Genomic DNA, 16,561 nt, shown 5'->3' with positions numbered 1-16,561 from the left:
ACTCCTTTCTGTAAATGCAAGAAAACTAACTAGATATTAGTTAGTTTTCTGTTTGTTGTTTAAACAATCAAGAAGCTATTTTTGAGTTGCTTCTTTGTGGTATGGTTGACCTAATTTAGTATTTGTATAATCGTAAACATCTGAAGATGATGTAGCGTTTAAGTAACTAGGGTTAATAAAGTATTGGTTTAATGAGCTTGTTGCTACTCCAAAATTAATTCCAAGAGCAACACCAACTAATTGTGAAATTTCTGAAGTTAAGTGAATTAAATCGAGTTTTGTGACATCTTTTCTATTTCCATATTCAAGTCAGAATTTAGCTGAAAGTGTTCCAAAATCAATACCTGTTTTACCATCATCTGGTGTTCATGAAACAAATTTTTGTGCAGTTGCATCTCATTTTGCAGTACCTAAAACCTCTGTAATTGATGAAACGTTTTTGTTATTAATTTCACTTCACACACTTAATGGAACTGAAAGTTGAATATTATCTTCTCTTTCTAATTTTTCAACATAAGCTTTAAATGCTTTTGCTAACTTAATTGTTTGAGGAAGAGTGTCTTTATATTGATTCATTTTTGCTTCGTCTTGAGCGAGCATTCCAAGTGCAATAGTTACACCACTAATTTGACCAGTATATCCATCTAATCCTGATGTAATTCCATCATAATCGTATCCTCAACCTGCAATTGTTGTTAATCTATTTGTTTGTCAGAAGTAACCTCAGTTTCTGTTATCATCTGCTTCAAATTTCGGAAGTGAAATTGAAAAAGTTACATCAATTCTTCCTTTTTTATCAATAGATTTTCAAGTTTTAACAATTTGTTCATAAGCTAATTTTTCATTTGCATTAGCATTTGTATATCTAGAACCAAAATTCATTACGATTTTTTCAGTTTCAGCTAAATTATTTTCTCTATAAAAATCATCTAAGAACTGTGTCATTAAATCTTGTAATTTTGCAAAAGCAGCTGATTGGTATTTTTCGTCAGCAGTTTTTCCAACAGAACTACTTTGTTCAAGTGAAATTGTTGTTCCAAGTCCGTTTCCTAAATCAACTTTTTGGTGTGTTTTAGCATCAAGAACAAATAATTTGTGTAATTCTGAAAGATTTCCTCTTGGTGTATTTTCTTTAACTGTTGTATCAGTACCATTAGGATCTGCTTTAATTAATGAATCTGGAGCAACTGGTACTAATCATGGTTTTCTTGGTGTACCTGAACCATAGAAATCATCAACAACTGCATTTCAGTTAATTGCTGCTGTTAACATTGTTCTAAATTGAGCTGCATTACCTAAAAGTGTATCTACTGTTGTAGCTTTAGCTGTTGCTAAATCTTTTAATTTAGCTCCATATAAAAGTAATGAAGTTGCATCGTTAAATGTGTAGTAACTTTCTTTTCCACCTGAAGCAAAAAGTGGGAAAACAGTATTAAATACTGATTTTTGTAATCTTGTATTTTGTTTTGTTTCTGAATATGATAATCCATATTTTTCAATGTTATTTTGTAATACTTGTAAATCTTGAGGTTCTAATTCTGAAAGAGAAACTGTTGATTGGTTACCTGAAGTAAAGTAATTAAAGACTGTTTTCTTTCATACCTCTGGTGCTTGTGGACTAGTTGCGTAGTGGTTTTCAAAAACACGCACTACTGTTGGATCTTGTGGATAATCTTGGCGAGCATAGTGTTCGTTAAGAAGAACTTTATCAACTTGAGCTGATGAATCATATGGTACTGGATAGTATTTTCCACTGAAAAGTGTATTTTCAAGAGTTGAACCATATCAATATAATCCAACTTCTTTTGCAAGACCAGTAGCTTGTTTAACGGCATTTAATGATTCTTGTTGTTCTGAATCTGTTAATGTTTTGTATGATTTTACAACTGGCTCATTTTTGTGTGCTTGGATATATTTATATGGCACAGGAGCGAATTCAAGGTTTTCATAAAGCATTTTAATTACATCAGAAAATTGTGCTGGCTGTGACGCATCTTTTTTCTCAATGTTGAAGTATTCTGAACCATCTTCTTTAATAGTTACAGCAGTTTCTTGATCAATCATTTTTGAAAAATCAATATTGAATAAGTCGAATAAGTATTCGTTTGAATAACTTTTATCTTCTAAGTAATTTTCTTGAGTTGAATTTTTATTCATGATTACATCAATATCTTTTGTTCCACCGTTTGAACGACGGTAATTTGTAGCATACGCTTTAGTTCTAACAAGACTTGCTCAAAAGTCATTAGCTGATAAATTATATTCTGTAGCATTCCCTGTTTTATCAACTCAGTGAGCTTCTGTTCTAATTTTGAAACTTACTTTTTTTGCATTATGTAAGTCTTCTTCAAAAGCTGGTGAGTTAATTGAACGTGGGTTTTTTGATGATAATTTGTAAACAACTTTCTTGAAAAATTGACCATCATCTGGCTGTGGTGCTACATCAGCTTCATCTGAATCATACACTTTCTCAGTACCATCGTTAAGTGTAACAACTACTGATGAAGCAAGAGATAATCTAAATCTTTCTAATGAAGGTTGTTTAATCTTAACAATAACTTCTTGTTGTAAAGTAACTGGGTCTACAATTTCAGTTCTTTGTTCAAATTTAGGTTTTCCAAGTGATTCTAAATCAATAATATTACCGATTGTTGTATCTACTAATCTTGAAGATTTTGTACCGTAAATAAGTGATCTATCTCATGAAAAATCAGTATTTTTGTAAGCTGAGTTAACTTCATTACGGTAAATTCCTTTGGCAGCAAATGCTGAAAGATTTGAATCGTATTCTACTCTTTGATTTACTACATTTTCATATAATGCTCTATTAGGGTTTGTGTTAACATTGCTTGTTTTTGGATTGGTATTTGAATTTCCATTTGCATCGTTTGAACCATTTGTTCCGTTTCCATCTGTTTTTGTTGGTGCTTTTGAATCGCCTGAAAAATCACAGGCAGCTGATAAAACAACAAGTGGTGTTGCGGTAGCAACTAAAGAACTAGATAAGAACAATAATTTATTTAATCTTTTCATTTTTTTCTCCTTTTTTGGTTTGTCTTTTTAAAAATAATTTTTTTCCTATTTTTTGGTATTGTCTAACTAAGTTTTCAATGTAATCAAAAACTGGGAGGTAAAAATCTTTATTTAATAAATCCACACCCACGCTTTTTAAAATTTTTAACGGAAAGTCACTTCCACTTAAGGTTAAAAAATCATCAATATAATGTTTATTAAAATTTTTGGGATTATGTTTATAAATTGAGTAAAAATAAATAGCAACAAATTGGCCTATTGCATATTTATACATGTAAAAATCATAGTAATAATGCGAAACTGAAAATGCAGGAACTAATAATTCGTTTTCTAGTTTTGGATTAACATGATATTCGCAATAATTTTCTCAATATAATTTTCGTAAGTATTCATATGAATTATTCGCTTTTCCATCTCACACAGCTTGGTATAAGTTATATTCATAATTAGATCACATGGTTTGTTTAAAAATGGTATTTTGAATGTTTTTAATTAATTTATCTAAGTAGTAAAAATGTTCTTCAAGTGAAGCAGCACGAAGCATTAATGTATCATATAAAATCATTTCATTAAACATTGAAGCTACTTCAGCAAGTAAAATTGGATATTCAGAGTGATAATAATTTTCTTGTGAATCTACTAAAAAACTATGAGCAGCGTGTCCTAATTCATGAACTAATGTTTCCACACTTCTTAAAGTATTAGTGTTATTCATTAAAATTAATTTTTTATTAATTCCGTATGAATTAATATTTGTATAAGCACCTTTGACTTTGTCACTAGCTTGCTCATAATCAATTCATTTTTCAAAAAAAGCTTTTTCAATGATCTTTGAATACTTAAAGCCGAGTGATTTGAGAGCAATGTGTGCCATTTCTTTCATTGAATTAAAATTTCAATTAATTGGACTTGTAATTAATTCTCGCTCTAAATCTCAATTTTTACAAGTTTTACCAAATTTAGCTTTATAAAACTTTCGATGATATTTTTGATAGTCATCAAAAATATGCTTATGATTTTTTACTGCTTGATATAAATTTTTTAGAACTTCTTCATTAACTTGATCTAAATATAAAAATTGTTCGATTGGATATTTAAACTTACGAAGTTTTGCTTCTGTACATTTTTGTTCAAAATGTGCATAAAGCAACTGACTAAGAACTTCTTTTTGCTTAAGTCAACCAGCATAATAATTCTTATAAAAGTCTTGTCTGATTTCATCATTTGGACTTAATAGCAATGTTTTACTTGCGTGATTGACTTTTTGTTTTGTGGTTTGAATATCTTTAAAACTCAATCCAAGAGTGGTAATAGTTTTAAATAATTCATAATAATTAGGCTTAGTAGCTGCGGTTTTATTTAAATACTCTTCAACCTCTAAACCTAAAAAATGTTGACTTTTTAGTTTTTGTTTTTGATATGCATATTTATAAAAACTTAATTCTTCATCACTAAGTAATTGTTGAATTTTTGAAAAGTTTTTATAAAAATCAGCATCTTCTGAACCAAATTTATTTTTTAAACTTTGTCAAAGATTTTCAAATTGCTTACGCATTAATTTAGCATTACCATCAGTTAAACTAACAGCAACACAATTTTTTGTGTAAGTTTCTAATTTATTGTACGTTTCCATCATTTTTGCTCTACCTAAAAGTTCTAATTTAAAATCCTTAGCAGAGTTGTATTTAGTTTCTTGTAACTTTAGTAAACTATCAGCTTGCTCTTTTAACACATCTAATAATTGCTCAAAAGTTAAATTTTCTAAAATACTCTCTAAATCAAATTTACTCTCATCATTTAAATTTTGATAAGTAGTTTGAACTTTTCTTTTCATGGTAACCTCAAAATAGAAAAATCTTTGTAGTCTATAAAACTACAAAGATTTAATTAATATCAATAAATTAGATAAGTTAATCAAAATTTGTAATTCTATAGCACCAATGGTTTAATAACCAAAGAGTAGAAATCTTTTATGTTTTTCTACCAACACTTAAAGCTGCCACTTTAAATGTTTCGGCTTTTATAACCTTTCAGTAACTTCTTAGCATGCCTGCTCCATTACTTACTTATTTTAAAAGCTCCTCTATAGCTTAAACATAAACAGATTTCTATCTGCTTATGTTTAATAAAACAGATAGCAACACTAAAAACACATTTTAATAATAATATTAAAACGAATGGTTCAGTTCTTAATAATTGCTTTCTTGTTTGTTAATTGATTCATGTCACAATTATAAACCATAAAAAACGATTTAAAAAGAAAAAAGCTAAAAACTCAAAATTAAAAAGAAAAAATTTCAAGTTTTTAGCATATATATGAAATTATGTTTTAATTTTTGTTACTTTTAAAATTAAATAAAGTTTTAACTTTAATATTTTTAAGTTCTGCTACTCCAGTAAAAATTAAAATTGGCATTGTAAATAAATTCAATCCTACTAATATTAATAAAGTTGTTTTTTGACTAACTGTATCAAAACCAAAAAGGATAATAAAAGTAGAAATTGTAAGAGATAAACTTAAAAAAAGTGGAATAACATAAAATAAAGCATTTGCTTGTTTGATGTTAGTTGGTTTAATAATAAAAAAGTTAAAAACTAATCCGAAAACTCCGAAAATTAAAATAACAAATCCAAGAACAAATAAAACTTCTGAAGCTAAATGGGCGTTTGATGATAATTTAGCTCAGTTACGGATTGATAACATTAAATATAAAGCTCCAATTGTTTGAATAATGCTTCCAAACACAATTAAAGCAGCTACTGCTAAATTTGCATTTTTAATTAAATTTTTGTTTTTAGACATTTGTCTCCTTCTTGAGCTTGTTTTTAGTTATTGTGTTTTTGAAATAAAAAAACAATGTCAATAATAAAATTGCAAAATAAATTTAAAAAAGTACAAAACACATTCTGATAAAAATTGATGTTAAAAAATTTGTACTAAAAACATAGACTCTCTTTAATTTTTATATAAATAAATAATATATTAATCAAGTAATTTTTTTCAAAAATTGTAAAATATAGATAATTATTTTTTATATAAATTTAGGAGCTAAAATGATTAGCAAAATTAAAGGAACAAAAGACTATAATCCAGTGGATTTTGAAGTCAAAAAATTTATTCAATTTATTTTTGAAGATACAGTTAATAAATTTGGATTTTTAATGGTTGAAACACCAATTATTGAATCAACCAATTTATTTAAACGTAGTGTTGGTGACGATAGTGAAATTGCAACTAAAGAAATGTATGAATTTCTTGATAAAGGTAAAAGAGAAATTTGCTTACGTCCTGAAGGAACTGCAAGTTTTGTGCGTGCACTAATTGAAAATAAATGATTTGGATCAAATTGAGATAAATTCGCTTATTTTGGACCAATGTTTCGTTATGAACAACCTCAAAAAGGACGTTATAGACAATTTTACCAAGCAGGTGTTGAATTCGTTGGAGAAAAAAATTATTTTAAAGACGCTGAAATAATTTTAATGGCACAAATTTTACTTAATAACTTAGAAGTTGAAACCATTTTAAAAATTAATACCATTGGTGATTTAGAAACACGTAATAGATATGAAAAAGCTTTAATCGAATATTTTAAACCATATGTCGATCAACTTTCAGAAGATTCACAAAGAAGATTAAAAGAAAATAAAGCTTTAAGAATTTTAGATGATAAAGTAGATAGCAAATTAGAGATTGTCCAAAATGCACCAATGATTTTTGATTACTTATCAGATGAATCTAAGGAATACTTTACAAAATTAACGGATTTACTAACTGAGTGAGGAATTGAATTCGAAATTGCTCATGAATTAGTTAGAGGACTAGACTATTATGATGAAATTGTTTTTGAGTTTGTCTCAACAGATAAAAATACTGGTAGTCAATCTACTTTAATAGGTGGTGGTCGTTATTCTAACTTAATCAAACAACTTGGTGGACCAGAACTTTCAAGTATTGGTTTTGGTTTTGGAGTAGACCGTTTAATTTCGATTATTGGTGAAAGAGTAATTGAACAAAATGAAATTACAACCGCATTAGAAAGTGCATCAATTTATGTAGCTGCCTCTGAAAATGATGAAAATTTAAAATTCTTGCATGGAATTATTAATAATTATATTAGAGCAATTTTTTCAAATGTCAAAATAGAATATGAATTAATTAAATCTAAGAAAATTTTTGATCGTGCTAAAAAAGTACACGCACAAATTATTATTTGTGATGATAAAAATCTCGAACAAAAAAATCTTTTACTTGCAAAACACTTAGATAGCAATGACAAAATAATGTTCGCCAAAAATGAACAAGGTATTATTGATTTAGTTCGTTTTATGGCAGAAAAAGAAATTGATGATGTTGATGTTGATCAAGTTGAAGAATTAATTGAAGGAGTATTTGGAAATGAATAAATTAATTAATAATAACCAGTTACGTTTAAGTGATGTAAATAAAACTGTAACACTTTATGGTTGGGTAGCTAATAAACGTAGATTTGGTGAATTAAACTTTGTTGACTTAAGAGATAAATACGGGATTACTCAATTAGTTTTTAATCAACCTATTACTTTTTCAAAAGAAAGTGTACTTGAAGTCACTGGAGTTGTAAGAGAAAGAAAAGACTATAACAATGAAATTCCTACAGGTCAAATAGAAATAGCTGTTTCTAATTTTAAAGTTTTATCAACAGCAAAAGAATTACCATTTCAAATTCGTGATGACATCGATGTGAAAGAAGAATTAAGATTAAAAAACAAGTTTTTAGATTTACGTAGACCTATTATGCAAAAAACTTTAAAATTAAGAAATGATTTAATTTTTGCAATTAGAGAATATCTTCAATCAGCCGAATTTACCGAAATTGAAACACCAATTTTAAGTAAAGCAACTCCCGAAGGTGCAAGAGACTTTTTAGTTCCAACAAGAAACTTTAATAGTTTTTATGCATTGCCACAAAGTCCACAATTATTTAAACAATTACTAATGATTAGTGGATTTGAAAAATATTATCAAATTGCACGTTGTTTTCGTGATGAAGATTCACGTAAAGACCGTCAACCAGAATTTACACAACTAGATATGGAAGTTAGTTTTATGGATGTTGAACATTTTCAAAGTTACATTGAAAAAATGTTTCAATATTTAATGAAAAAAGTTATGAATGTTGAAGTAACAATTCCATTTAAACGTCTAGCTTTTGATGATTGTATTAGAGATTATGGTTCAGACAAACCTGATTTAAGATTTGAAAACAAAATCAGTGATATTCCAGATTTTTGTAAAAATACAGAATTTAATATCATAAAAAATGCAAACAGTAAAAGACTTCTTAAAATTAGTGAAATTATTACAAAGAAAGAATTTAAATCACTTGAAGAAATCGCTAAGAAAAATAAGGTTAAAGTTTTATTTTATTTCACAGTATCTAATGGAGAAGTTGTTGATAGTAACTTTGCAACTAAAGTAGCAGATTCAGTTAAAGAACTTATTCAATCACAAAAAGAACAAGATGGAACATACTTAATTTGTGCTGATAAATTTGAAAATGCTTCTCAAGCTCTTGGAGCTCTGAGAGTTGAATTAAATTCTTGATACAACTGAGCTAAAGATGAATATAACTTTTCTTGAATAGTTGATTGACCTATGTTTGAATACGATGAAGAAAATAACAGCTGAGCAGCTGCACATCATCCATTTACTCAATTTGATAATACTTTAGAAGAACTAGATAATCTACCTAAAGAAAAAATTCGTGCAAAAAGCTATGACTTAGTTCTTAATGGTTTTGAACTAGGAAGCGGATCAGCACGTATCTTCGATGAAACCATGCAAAAGAAAATGTTTGAAATGATCGGAATGGACCAAGAAGCACAAAAAACTAAATTCGGTTTCTTTCTAAAAGCTTTCGAATATGGTGTACCACCACATTGCGGAATTGGATTAGGTATCGATCGTATTGTTATGATCTTATCAGGACACAAAACAATTCGTGATGTTATCGCCTTTCCAAAGAATGCTAAAAATGAAGATGTATTTACCGAAGCACCAAGTGGAGTTGACATAAATCAATTAAATGATTTATTCATTCAGCTTAAACAAGATAAAAATACAAATTAGATAAGTGCAAACTTATCTTTTTTATTTTCAAAATCTATATTTTTTGAAAAAACACCACTTTTTTATAAAAAAATTATTTTTTTATACCCTCGTTATATATATATATATATATGAAAAAGTTATTTTTTTATTATTTTTTTGATTTTATTAAAACTTTTTAGGTGAAATAAGCATAAAAGTAACTAAATTTACATATAAAACTAAAAGTTATAAAATAAATATAGTCACTTTTAGAAACAAATTTAAGGAGTTTTATGAGGTTAAAAAAATATCACAAACAAATATTAGGCACTGCAATTATTGCTGGAATTTCACCAGTTGTAATGGTATCGGCAGCAACCACAAATCAAAATAATTCAGAGTTCCAAAGAGATGAATTTGTCACATCTCTTTATACAACTTATACAAAAAATACACCAACATGAATTGCAGAAGCACCAGTTTATGGTGGTGGTGAAGGAAGCCATCCACAAGAGGGAGAACAAGCAAAAGATACTGCTGAAAGACAAGTTATCACAACTTTAACAAACTCTATTGAATCTGATAAGCAAGAATGAACTATTAAATTTAATTCAAAACCATTAAAAGACAGAGGTGGATCAGGATATGATTACTGAACAAGTGATCCATATTTTGCAATTTTTATTTCTAACGATTTAGTAGTAGATAAAGACACAATCTGACTAGACATTTTTAAACCAGATGGTGTAACAAAAATTAAAACAATATCAATACCAATAGGAGACAAAAGAAGAGCAGAACAAGAAAATGAAAATGTTCTAACTACTATTGATGATAACGAAAGACTTATCGGATTAACAACATACGGTAACCCTAGCACAGATGAACAAAAACAACGTAACTATAATTTAATAGCTAGTTACGATACAGGATTAGATTTACTAACAGGTAAATATTTCAAAACACATAGAGAATGACATTCTAATATTGGTAGCGTATTAAAAGTTCAGTATAAAACAGATTCTTGAATGAGAGATAAGAAGTTTGAATTTCGTTTTAGCACCAAACCTAGAAATGATTTAAAAGATTTAACATTAAAAGAAAAAGCATATCAAACACCAAGTAAATCATTTGTTGGTGGTGCATTTAAATCATGAGATATGCCAACAGGTTCTAGATCACACATTTTTCAACGTTTAGCAGTTAACGAATTTACAAGAAATCCATTATTAAGTGTAACAGCTGAAATTACTAATAATTATAATAATCAAAATAAAGTTACTGAACCTGGATTAAATTATGAATTATTTAAACGTAAAAATACAACAGAATGTAATTCATCACTAGAACCTAATTGCTTGGAAGCAATGCTAATCATTCCAACACTTAGAGATAATGAATTTATAGATAAAACACATAACAATACAGTTAAATCTAGATTTACATTTGACTTACCATTCGATGAAGATTTAACAAAAGCAGATCAAGTAAATAACAAGTATGTCTGAAAAGTTACATACGCAAACCCAGACGGAAGTGTTGCTACAAGATGAGAACAACCAAGTCCTACAACTTTTACTTACGATCATAATGCAAGAAAATTTATAATAAATTCTAATTTTTCAACTAAAGCACAATCAAAAGAATTAAGTGAGCAAACTCACGAAGCATATCGAAAAGTTGATATTAATGCTCAAAAATTTATTGACCAAGTGCAAGCTTTAAATTACTTACCTCACAAAAAAACTGATTCAAAATCAAAATCATTAGTAAACCAAATGGGAGACTTAGTTTCATATTTTAATGATCAAAAAACTACTTTTATAACATTAGTGGATAATTTTTTAGAAAAAGCAAAAAGTTATGAACAAGTCCCTGCTATTAAAAAACTATTTGATGAAGCCAAATCAAAAAGAGATAATGTAAATTCATTAGATCTTAAATCTATTGATTTTAATCAATTTAGAGATTCAATGGCTGATGCATACAAATCTTATAGAAAGTTATATGATGCAATTTACGTTTATCCATACTTCGAAAGAGTTAATGCATTGTATACATTGCTTTCAGCATCATTTGATGGTGATCCAAAAGATAAATGAACTATTGAAGAAGCAAAAAAATGAGCTAGTGAAAACAGTGTAACTACTCAATCACAATTTGGGATGAAAGCATTTGATTCTCAGAAACTAATACCTATAAACGCTTTACTAAAACTTAGTTTAAAAACAGTTAAAGATGGTGTAACTTTAACAGATGAGCAATACAATCAATTTAACAAATATTATTCTGATTTTTATCAAGCATTCAAAGAAATCGAAGCAGAAATCCCTGAATTTATAAGAAAAAATCAAATTTCAAATGACTTCAATCCAGAAGATACAAAATTATTACACACTGCAGAACAATCATATGAAAAGCTTAATCAATTAATTGCTAAATACGCTTATTCAAATGATAAAGTTTGAGAAAATGAGCCTTGAAGAAGTTTAGAAAACAATAACAAAATAGCTCTTCAAACACCTTCTTTCTGAATGGGTGGTGTTAGTTCAGATTGACGTGGTTCATCTTCAACTTTAGCATATAAAAAATATATTAAAGACTTACCACAAGCTACTTTAATGGATTCAGCTATTCAAGCTTCTTTAAGTTCTATTAATAGTGGTGAAGGTGTTGGTTTTGATACTTACAGTCCATTTGTAGAACCATTTGCATTTGCTAAAGATGATTTCGTGCAACAAATTAATGATTATGTTAAAAACTTTCATGATGTACAACAAGATAATTACAGAGAAAATATTGATCCTAATGTAAATCAATCAATTGCTAGATTTACAAATAGTGCATTTAATGCGGAATATTTAGATAAATGAGTAAATTACTTAGATGACTTAAAAACTTACAAAAAAACATTCGAAAGTACAAAATCTGTTTATATTCAAGATTTAGCTAAATGAGGGTCATTAAAACAAAAACCATCAGCAACTCTTGCTGAGTTAATTGAACTTAAAAATACTATCACAAAAAATATTAGTGATAAAACTCCTATCATGGATGATTTAAATAATGGCATTGATAATGATCAAACAGGATTATTAAAATTAACCGAAGATAATAATGTTAGTCAATATTTTAAAGCATATAAAGATAAATTTATGAATGAATTTGGTGCTAAATTGCAAAGTGGTTTAACCAAAAAAGATAAGCTTTGAAATACAATTAATGAAAGAGTTAATCAATTAGAAAAAGACTTAAAAGCTAAAATGGCTGATGTTCATAAATTAACAAATAATGAATTACCAAAAAATCAAAGTCAATCAAATTTTGTAGCTATAAAACCTGAAAGAGCCGACATCATTCCACAATGAAATAAAATTTTAGAAGAGCTTAATAATAAAATAAACGAAAAAGAAACTGAAGAACTTCAAAATTCAAAAAATGAAGCACAAAAAAAATTAGGTCAATTAGAATATTTAAGTCCTGAATTAATTAATGAATATAAACAAAAAATCAATAATTCAAAAACAACTTCTGGTGATTTTGTTGACCGTATCGTTCAAGAAGCGACAATTAAAAATGAATTAGCAAAAGACTTAAGCACTGAAGCAGATTTATTCTTAAAATCATTAAAAGATAAAACTGTTTACCTATTAGCCGATGCTCCTAAACCTGGTGAAGATGCATCTCAAACAGAAAAAACATACGTAAAAACAGCTTATGATGATTTAATTAATAAGACTTTAGAATACTTAGGTTACGATAAAAGTTCAAATCAATTTAAGAATAATGATCAGCATGGTAAATTGCAAGCTACTGCTTCACAAAATTTAAAAAATATAAGTGATCTAATTCAAAACACTAAAAAAGCTAGATTAGCTCTTAATGGTGCTGATGTAGTTTGAAAATACGGCGATCAAGATACTGACAAAGAAAATGTCAAAGCTTCTGAAGTGGCAAAATCAGAAGAATTAATGAAAAAAGTTACACATACATTACAAACTACAGGTGGAAATAATAATGCCAATGTTATGCCGCAACGTGATGGTGAAAATGAACAAAAAGTAGATTTTTGACAAGATTGACAAGTAACTGATGTACAAGCTGATACTGAAAATTCAGATGATCATAACTTAGTAATTAAATACAAAGTTCTTAATCCTATTACTAATGAAAAATCAGAAGAAAGAACAGCAAAAATTACTGGTTTCTACAATACAACAAAACAAAATTTCAAACAAAAAATTCAAGATGCTAAAAAAGCTATTAACGATAAAAAATATCTTTCACCTGAAGAAAAACAAGAGTATTTAGAACAAATCGATAAATTAGAACAAGCCACTGATGGAGTAACAAAAACTTATCCACAAGCTGGTACTGAGTTAGAAGAAATAGTAGCAAAAGCAACTACAAAAGATAATAATAAGAAAAAATTAATTGACAATTTAGCAAAAACATACCCTAACTTAAATGGTCCTCAGCTAACACAAGTTAAAGAAAATATTATTGCTTCAAATATCGAACCAGCTGCTGATAAAACATACACAGGTTCAGCAACCGAAAAAGTTAAAACTGATGCTCAAAACCTTAACACTGCAATGGGTAATCTTAAAGAATTAATTACTGATAGTGCAGCAATCAAAAAGCTTCCTATTTATACTGAATTAACCAATGAAAATGTAAATAAAAAGCATTATGAAGCTGATATTGAAGCCGCAAGTAGCTTAGTTAATGATAAAAGTAAAAATAAAGAAAACCCTACTCCTGATTTAGCAAATACTAATTGAGATGATCAAACAATAAAACCAGCTGTAAGTAAACCAACAACAGCAAATTGAAATAAAGAACAAGTTGAACATTTAATTAGTATAACTAAATTAGATAAACTTAACACATTAAAAGACGGTATAGATAATTTACCTAATATTACTGAAAATGAAAAAAATAAAGCTAAAGAAAAATTAGGTGATTCAAATAATAATTTAAATGATGTAATTAATAATATTATTGCAATTAATAAAATTAAAGGTGATGCAATTGCCAAAATAGAAAAACTAGAGTTTTTAACTCCCGAAGAAAAAGAAAAATTAAAAGAAAAAATTCAAAAAGTAGAATTTGAAAATAATGACAAAAACGATGCTGAAGCATTAAAAGCAATTAACAAAATTCTAGATAGTGCAAATCACGATAACATCGATAACGCTTTATCTCAGTTATCAAAAGAAGAAAACAAAGATAAAAAAGCAGAATTGATTAAGAAAATTAATAATTTAATTAATCAAAATGAAAATGGACCAATTGCAAACCAAAAAGACTACTCTCAACAAAAAGATATGTTTGAACTACTAAAAGAAAAAGATAAAGTAGAAGATCTTCTTGATAAGTACAAAAAAGCTAATGTATTAAACGATGGTTTTGCAACTTTAGAAAATCAATTAAAAGAAGCTGTTAAAGATTTAGGGCAAAAGCTTGATAAAGCAAAGCAAAGCATTAACATCGATACAGAATTAGCTGATCCAAAGCTAAAAACTTTATTAACAGAAGTTGAACCACAAGTAAATAAAATTCAAAACCAAGCCAATGCTGAAGTTAAAATTGTTGATGCAATTATTAATGCTACAAATACATCGCAAGAAGAATTTGATAACAAAATTGCTGAAGCTATTGGGCTATTAAACGCTGTTAATGATCATTCATACGATCAATTAAAAGAAGCTTTAGCTAACAGCAAGTACGCTGAGTTAACAAATACAAGCGATGCTAATAAAGGTCTTTCAGAAAATGAATATGCTAAACTTTCTCCTGTTACACAAGCAGACAAATCAAACATTATTGCAAGTGCAATTAAAAAATACGGACCTTACTTAAAAGGCAACTTAACTGATGAAGATAAAGTAAAAATCAACGATAAAATTGATCAATTATCATATTTATCAGACGAAGAAAAAACTAACTACAAAAACCAAATTGCTCAAGCTAAAAATCAAAATCAAGCAGATGAAATTTTTGCTAATGCAAGTAAAAATAACGAAGATAAAAAAGTATTAGTTGATCAAATGCTTGCTTTAGAACATTTAAATCAAGCCCAAAAAGACTACTTTAAATCAGAAATCATTAATCATAATTTAGATGAATATCGCGAAAATACTGATAGTGCTGCAGATATTTTAGATGAAGCTAAAAAGACAGACAATGCAATGGCAGAATTAGAACAAGCAGTTAATAAAGCTTTAGAAGTTGTGAATAGTAATTTATATCAAGAAGCAAGCGATAGAGCAAAAGCAATATACGATAAAGCACTTAGTGATGCACAAAAATTACTAAATAACATTGCACCAAGTGAATATGAAACTCCTGCTTTAAAATCAGAACAAGTTAACAAGATTTTAAAAGAGTTAGTTGATGCAAAAATGGAATTATATTTTGACGCCATTGATCGCTTACCAAATTTAAGTGATAAGGAAAAAGAAGAAGCTAAACAAAAAATTAAAAATGGTAATGATGACATTGCAAAACAAATCATTGAAAACGCTAAATTAATTAACAAACAAAAGCAAGATAGAATAGATCAAATTAATCAATTAAGCAATTTAACTGATGAAGAAAAAAACAAATTTATTAATGACATTAAAAATGTTAACTTTGATAATTCTAACCCAAGTGATGCTAAAAAATTAGAAGAAATTGATAAAATTTTAGCTAATGCTAAAGCTGCTGATGATTTAGTTTCACAAATTTTAGCTAAAATTCATGATTTAACACGTAATTACAGTGAAGATAAAATTTCTGATTTAGAAAACTTAATTAATCAACTAGATAATTTCTCATTACCTAAAGATAATTATCAAAATGCGTTAAACACAATTGTTAACGCACATCGTTTAGCTGATGCACTAAATAATTACAAGAATGCAGATATAAATGATGAAGAATCATACAATCAAGCTAAAAATAATTTACTATCTGCAATAGAAAAAGGAAAAGAAGCAGTTAAAAATCCTTCACTAAGATCAGATATTCTTACAGATATTGCTCGTGATACATTTTCATTAAAACGTAATTTAGTTTTAGCTGATGCTGAGCTCAAACTAGTTGATGCAATCTTAAATAATGATCAATCTATTTTTGAGAAAACTGTTAAAGACTTACATAAAAACGATTTCACAGGATATGATTTACCTACTTTAGAACTAAAAGTCGCTAAATACTTTGATATTATTGCGGTTTCACAAAAAGCTAATAATACCGCACCAAAAACTGTTATAGATCGCTTAAATGATTTAAATAAAAACATAAAATCATTCTCAAATGTAATTCAAAGTGCAATTCATAAAATGCAACCTACTGAAGCTAAAGATGAAATTCTAAAATGACCATGATGATTAGTCTTATCATTAGCCACAGTCGGAATGTTAACTACATTAGGAATAATTGTGAAAGTATCTAAAAAATAATAAA

Annotated in this window: 6 protein-coding genes and 1 riboswitch; of the genes, 3 read left to right on the top strand and 3 right to left on the bottom strand. The window is 27.8% G+C overall.

The window, feature by feature from the left end; genetic code table 4:
- Nucleotides 1–75: 75 nt before the first annotated feature.
- The 3 genes from EI91_RS01480 to EI91_RS01470 all read right to left on the bottom strand — a co-directional run bounded on the left by EI91_RS01480 (nucleotide 76) and on the right by EI91_RS01470 (nucleotide 5,836).
- Nucleotides 76–3,033, bottom strand: coding sequence for an OppA family ABC transporter substrate-binding lipoprotein (locus EI91_RS01480; protein ID WP_036452242.1), 2,958 nt, complete (start codon nucleotides 3,031–3,033; stop codon nucleotides 76–78).
- The gene (locus EI91_RS01475; RefSeq protein WP_036452240.1) at nucleotides 3,017–4,867 is read right to left on the bottom strand and encodes a M3 family metallopeptidase; all 1,851 of its coding nucleotides are present in this window, start codon (nucleotides 4,865–4,867) and stop codon (nucleotides 3,017–3,019) included. The genes EI91_RS01480 and EI91_RS01475 overlap by 17 nt, the downstream gene beginning before the upstream one ends.
- Nucleotides 4,868–4,957: 90 nt before the next feature.
- Nucleotides 4,958–5,127: riboswitch (Lysine riboswitch) on the bottom strand.
- 235 nt (nucleotides 5,128–5,362) lie between these two features.
- A complete protein-coding gene (locus tag EI91_RS01470) occupies nucleotides 5,363–5,836 on the bottom strand; it encodes a hypothetical protein (RefSeq protein ID WP_036452238.1) in 474 nt (157 codons plus the stop codon).
- 251 nt (nucleotides 5,837–6,087) lie between these two features.
- Here EI91_RS01470 and hisS point away from each other — a divergent pair, with 251 nt between their 5' ends.
- The 3 genes from hisS to EI91_RS01455 all read left to right on the top strand — a co-directional run bounded on the left by hisS (nucleotide 6,088) and on the right by EI91_RS01455 (nucleotide 16,557).
- A complete protein-coding gene (hisS, locus tag EI91_RS01465; protein WP_036452235.1) occupies nucleotides 6,088–7,440 on the top strand; it encodes a histidine--tRNA ligase in 1,353 nt (450 codons plus the stop codon).
- Entirely contained in the window at nucleotides 7,433–9,145 is a 1,713-nt protein-coding gene (aspS, locus tag EI91_RS01460; RefSeq protein ID WP_036452233.1) for an aspartate--tRNA ligase, read from the top strand. Before hisS ends, aspS begins: the two co-directional genes overlap by 8 nt.
- Before the next feature lie 254 nt (nucleotides 9,146–9,399).
- The gene (locus EI91_RS01455; protein WP_036452232.1) at nucleotides 9,400–16,557 is read left to right on the top strand and encodes a GA module-containing protein; all 7,158 of its coding nucleotides are present in this window, start codon (nucleotides 9,400–9,402) and stop codon (nucleotides 16,555–16,557) included.
- The last annotated feature ends 4 nt before the right edge of the window (nucleotides 16,558–16,561 follow it).

Origin of the sequence: Mycoplasma buteonis (assembly GCF_000733865.1) — a bacterium.
In the GTDB taxonomy this organism is placed as follows: Bacteria; Bacillota_I; Bacilli_A; order Mycoplasmatales; family Metamycoplasmataceae; genus Mycoplasmopsis; species Mycoplasmopsis buteonis.
Note: the sequence above shows the minus strand (reverse complement) of the source record. Positions and strands in the feature narration are given on the sequence as shown.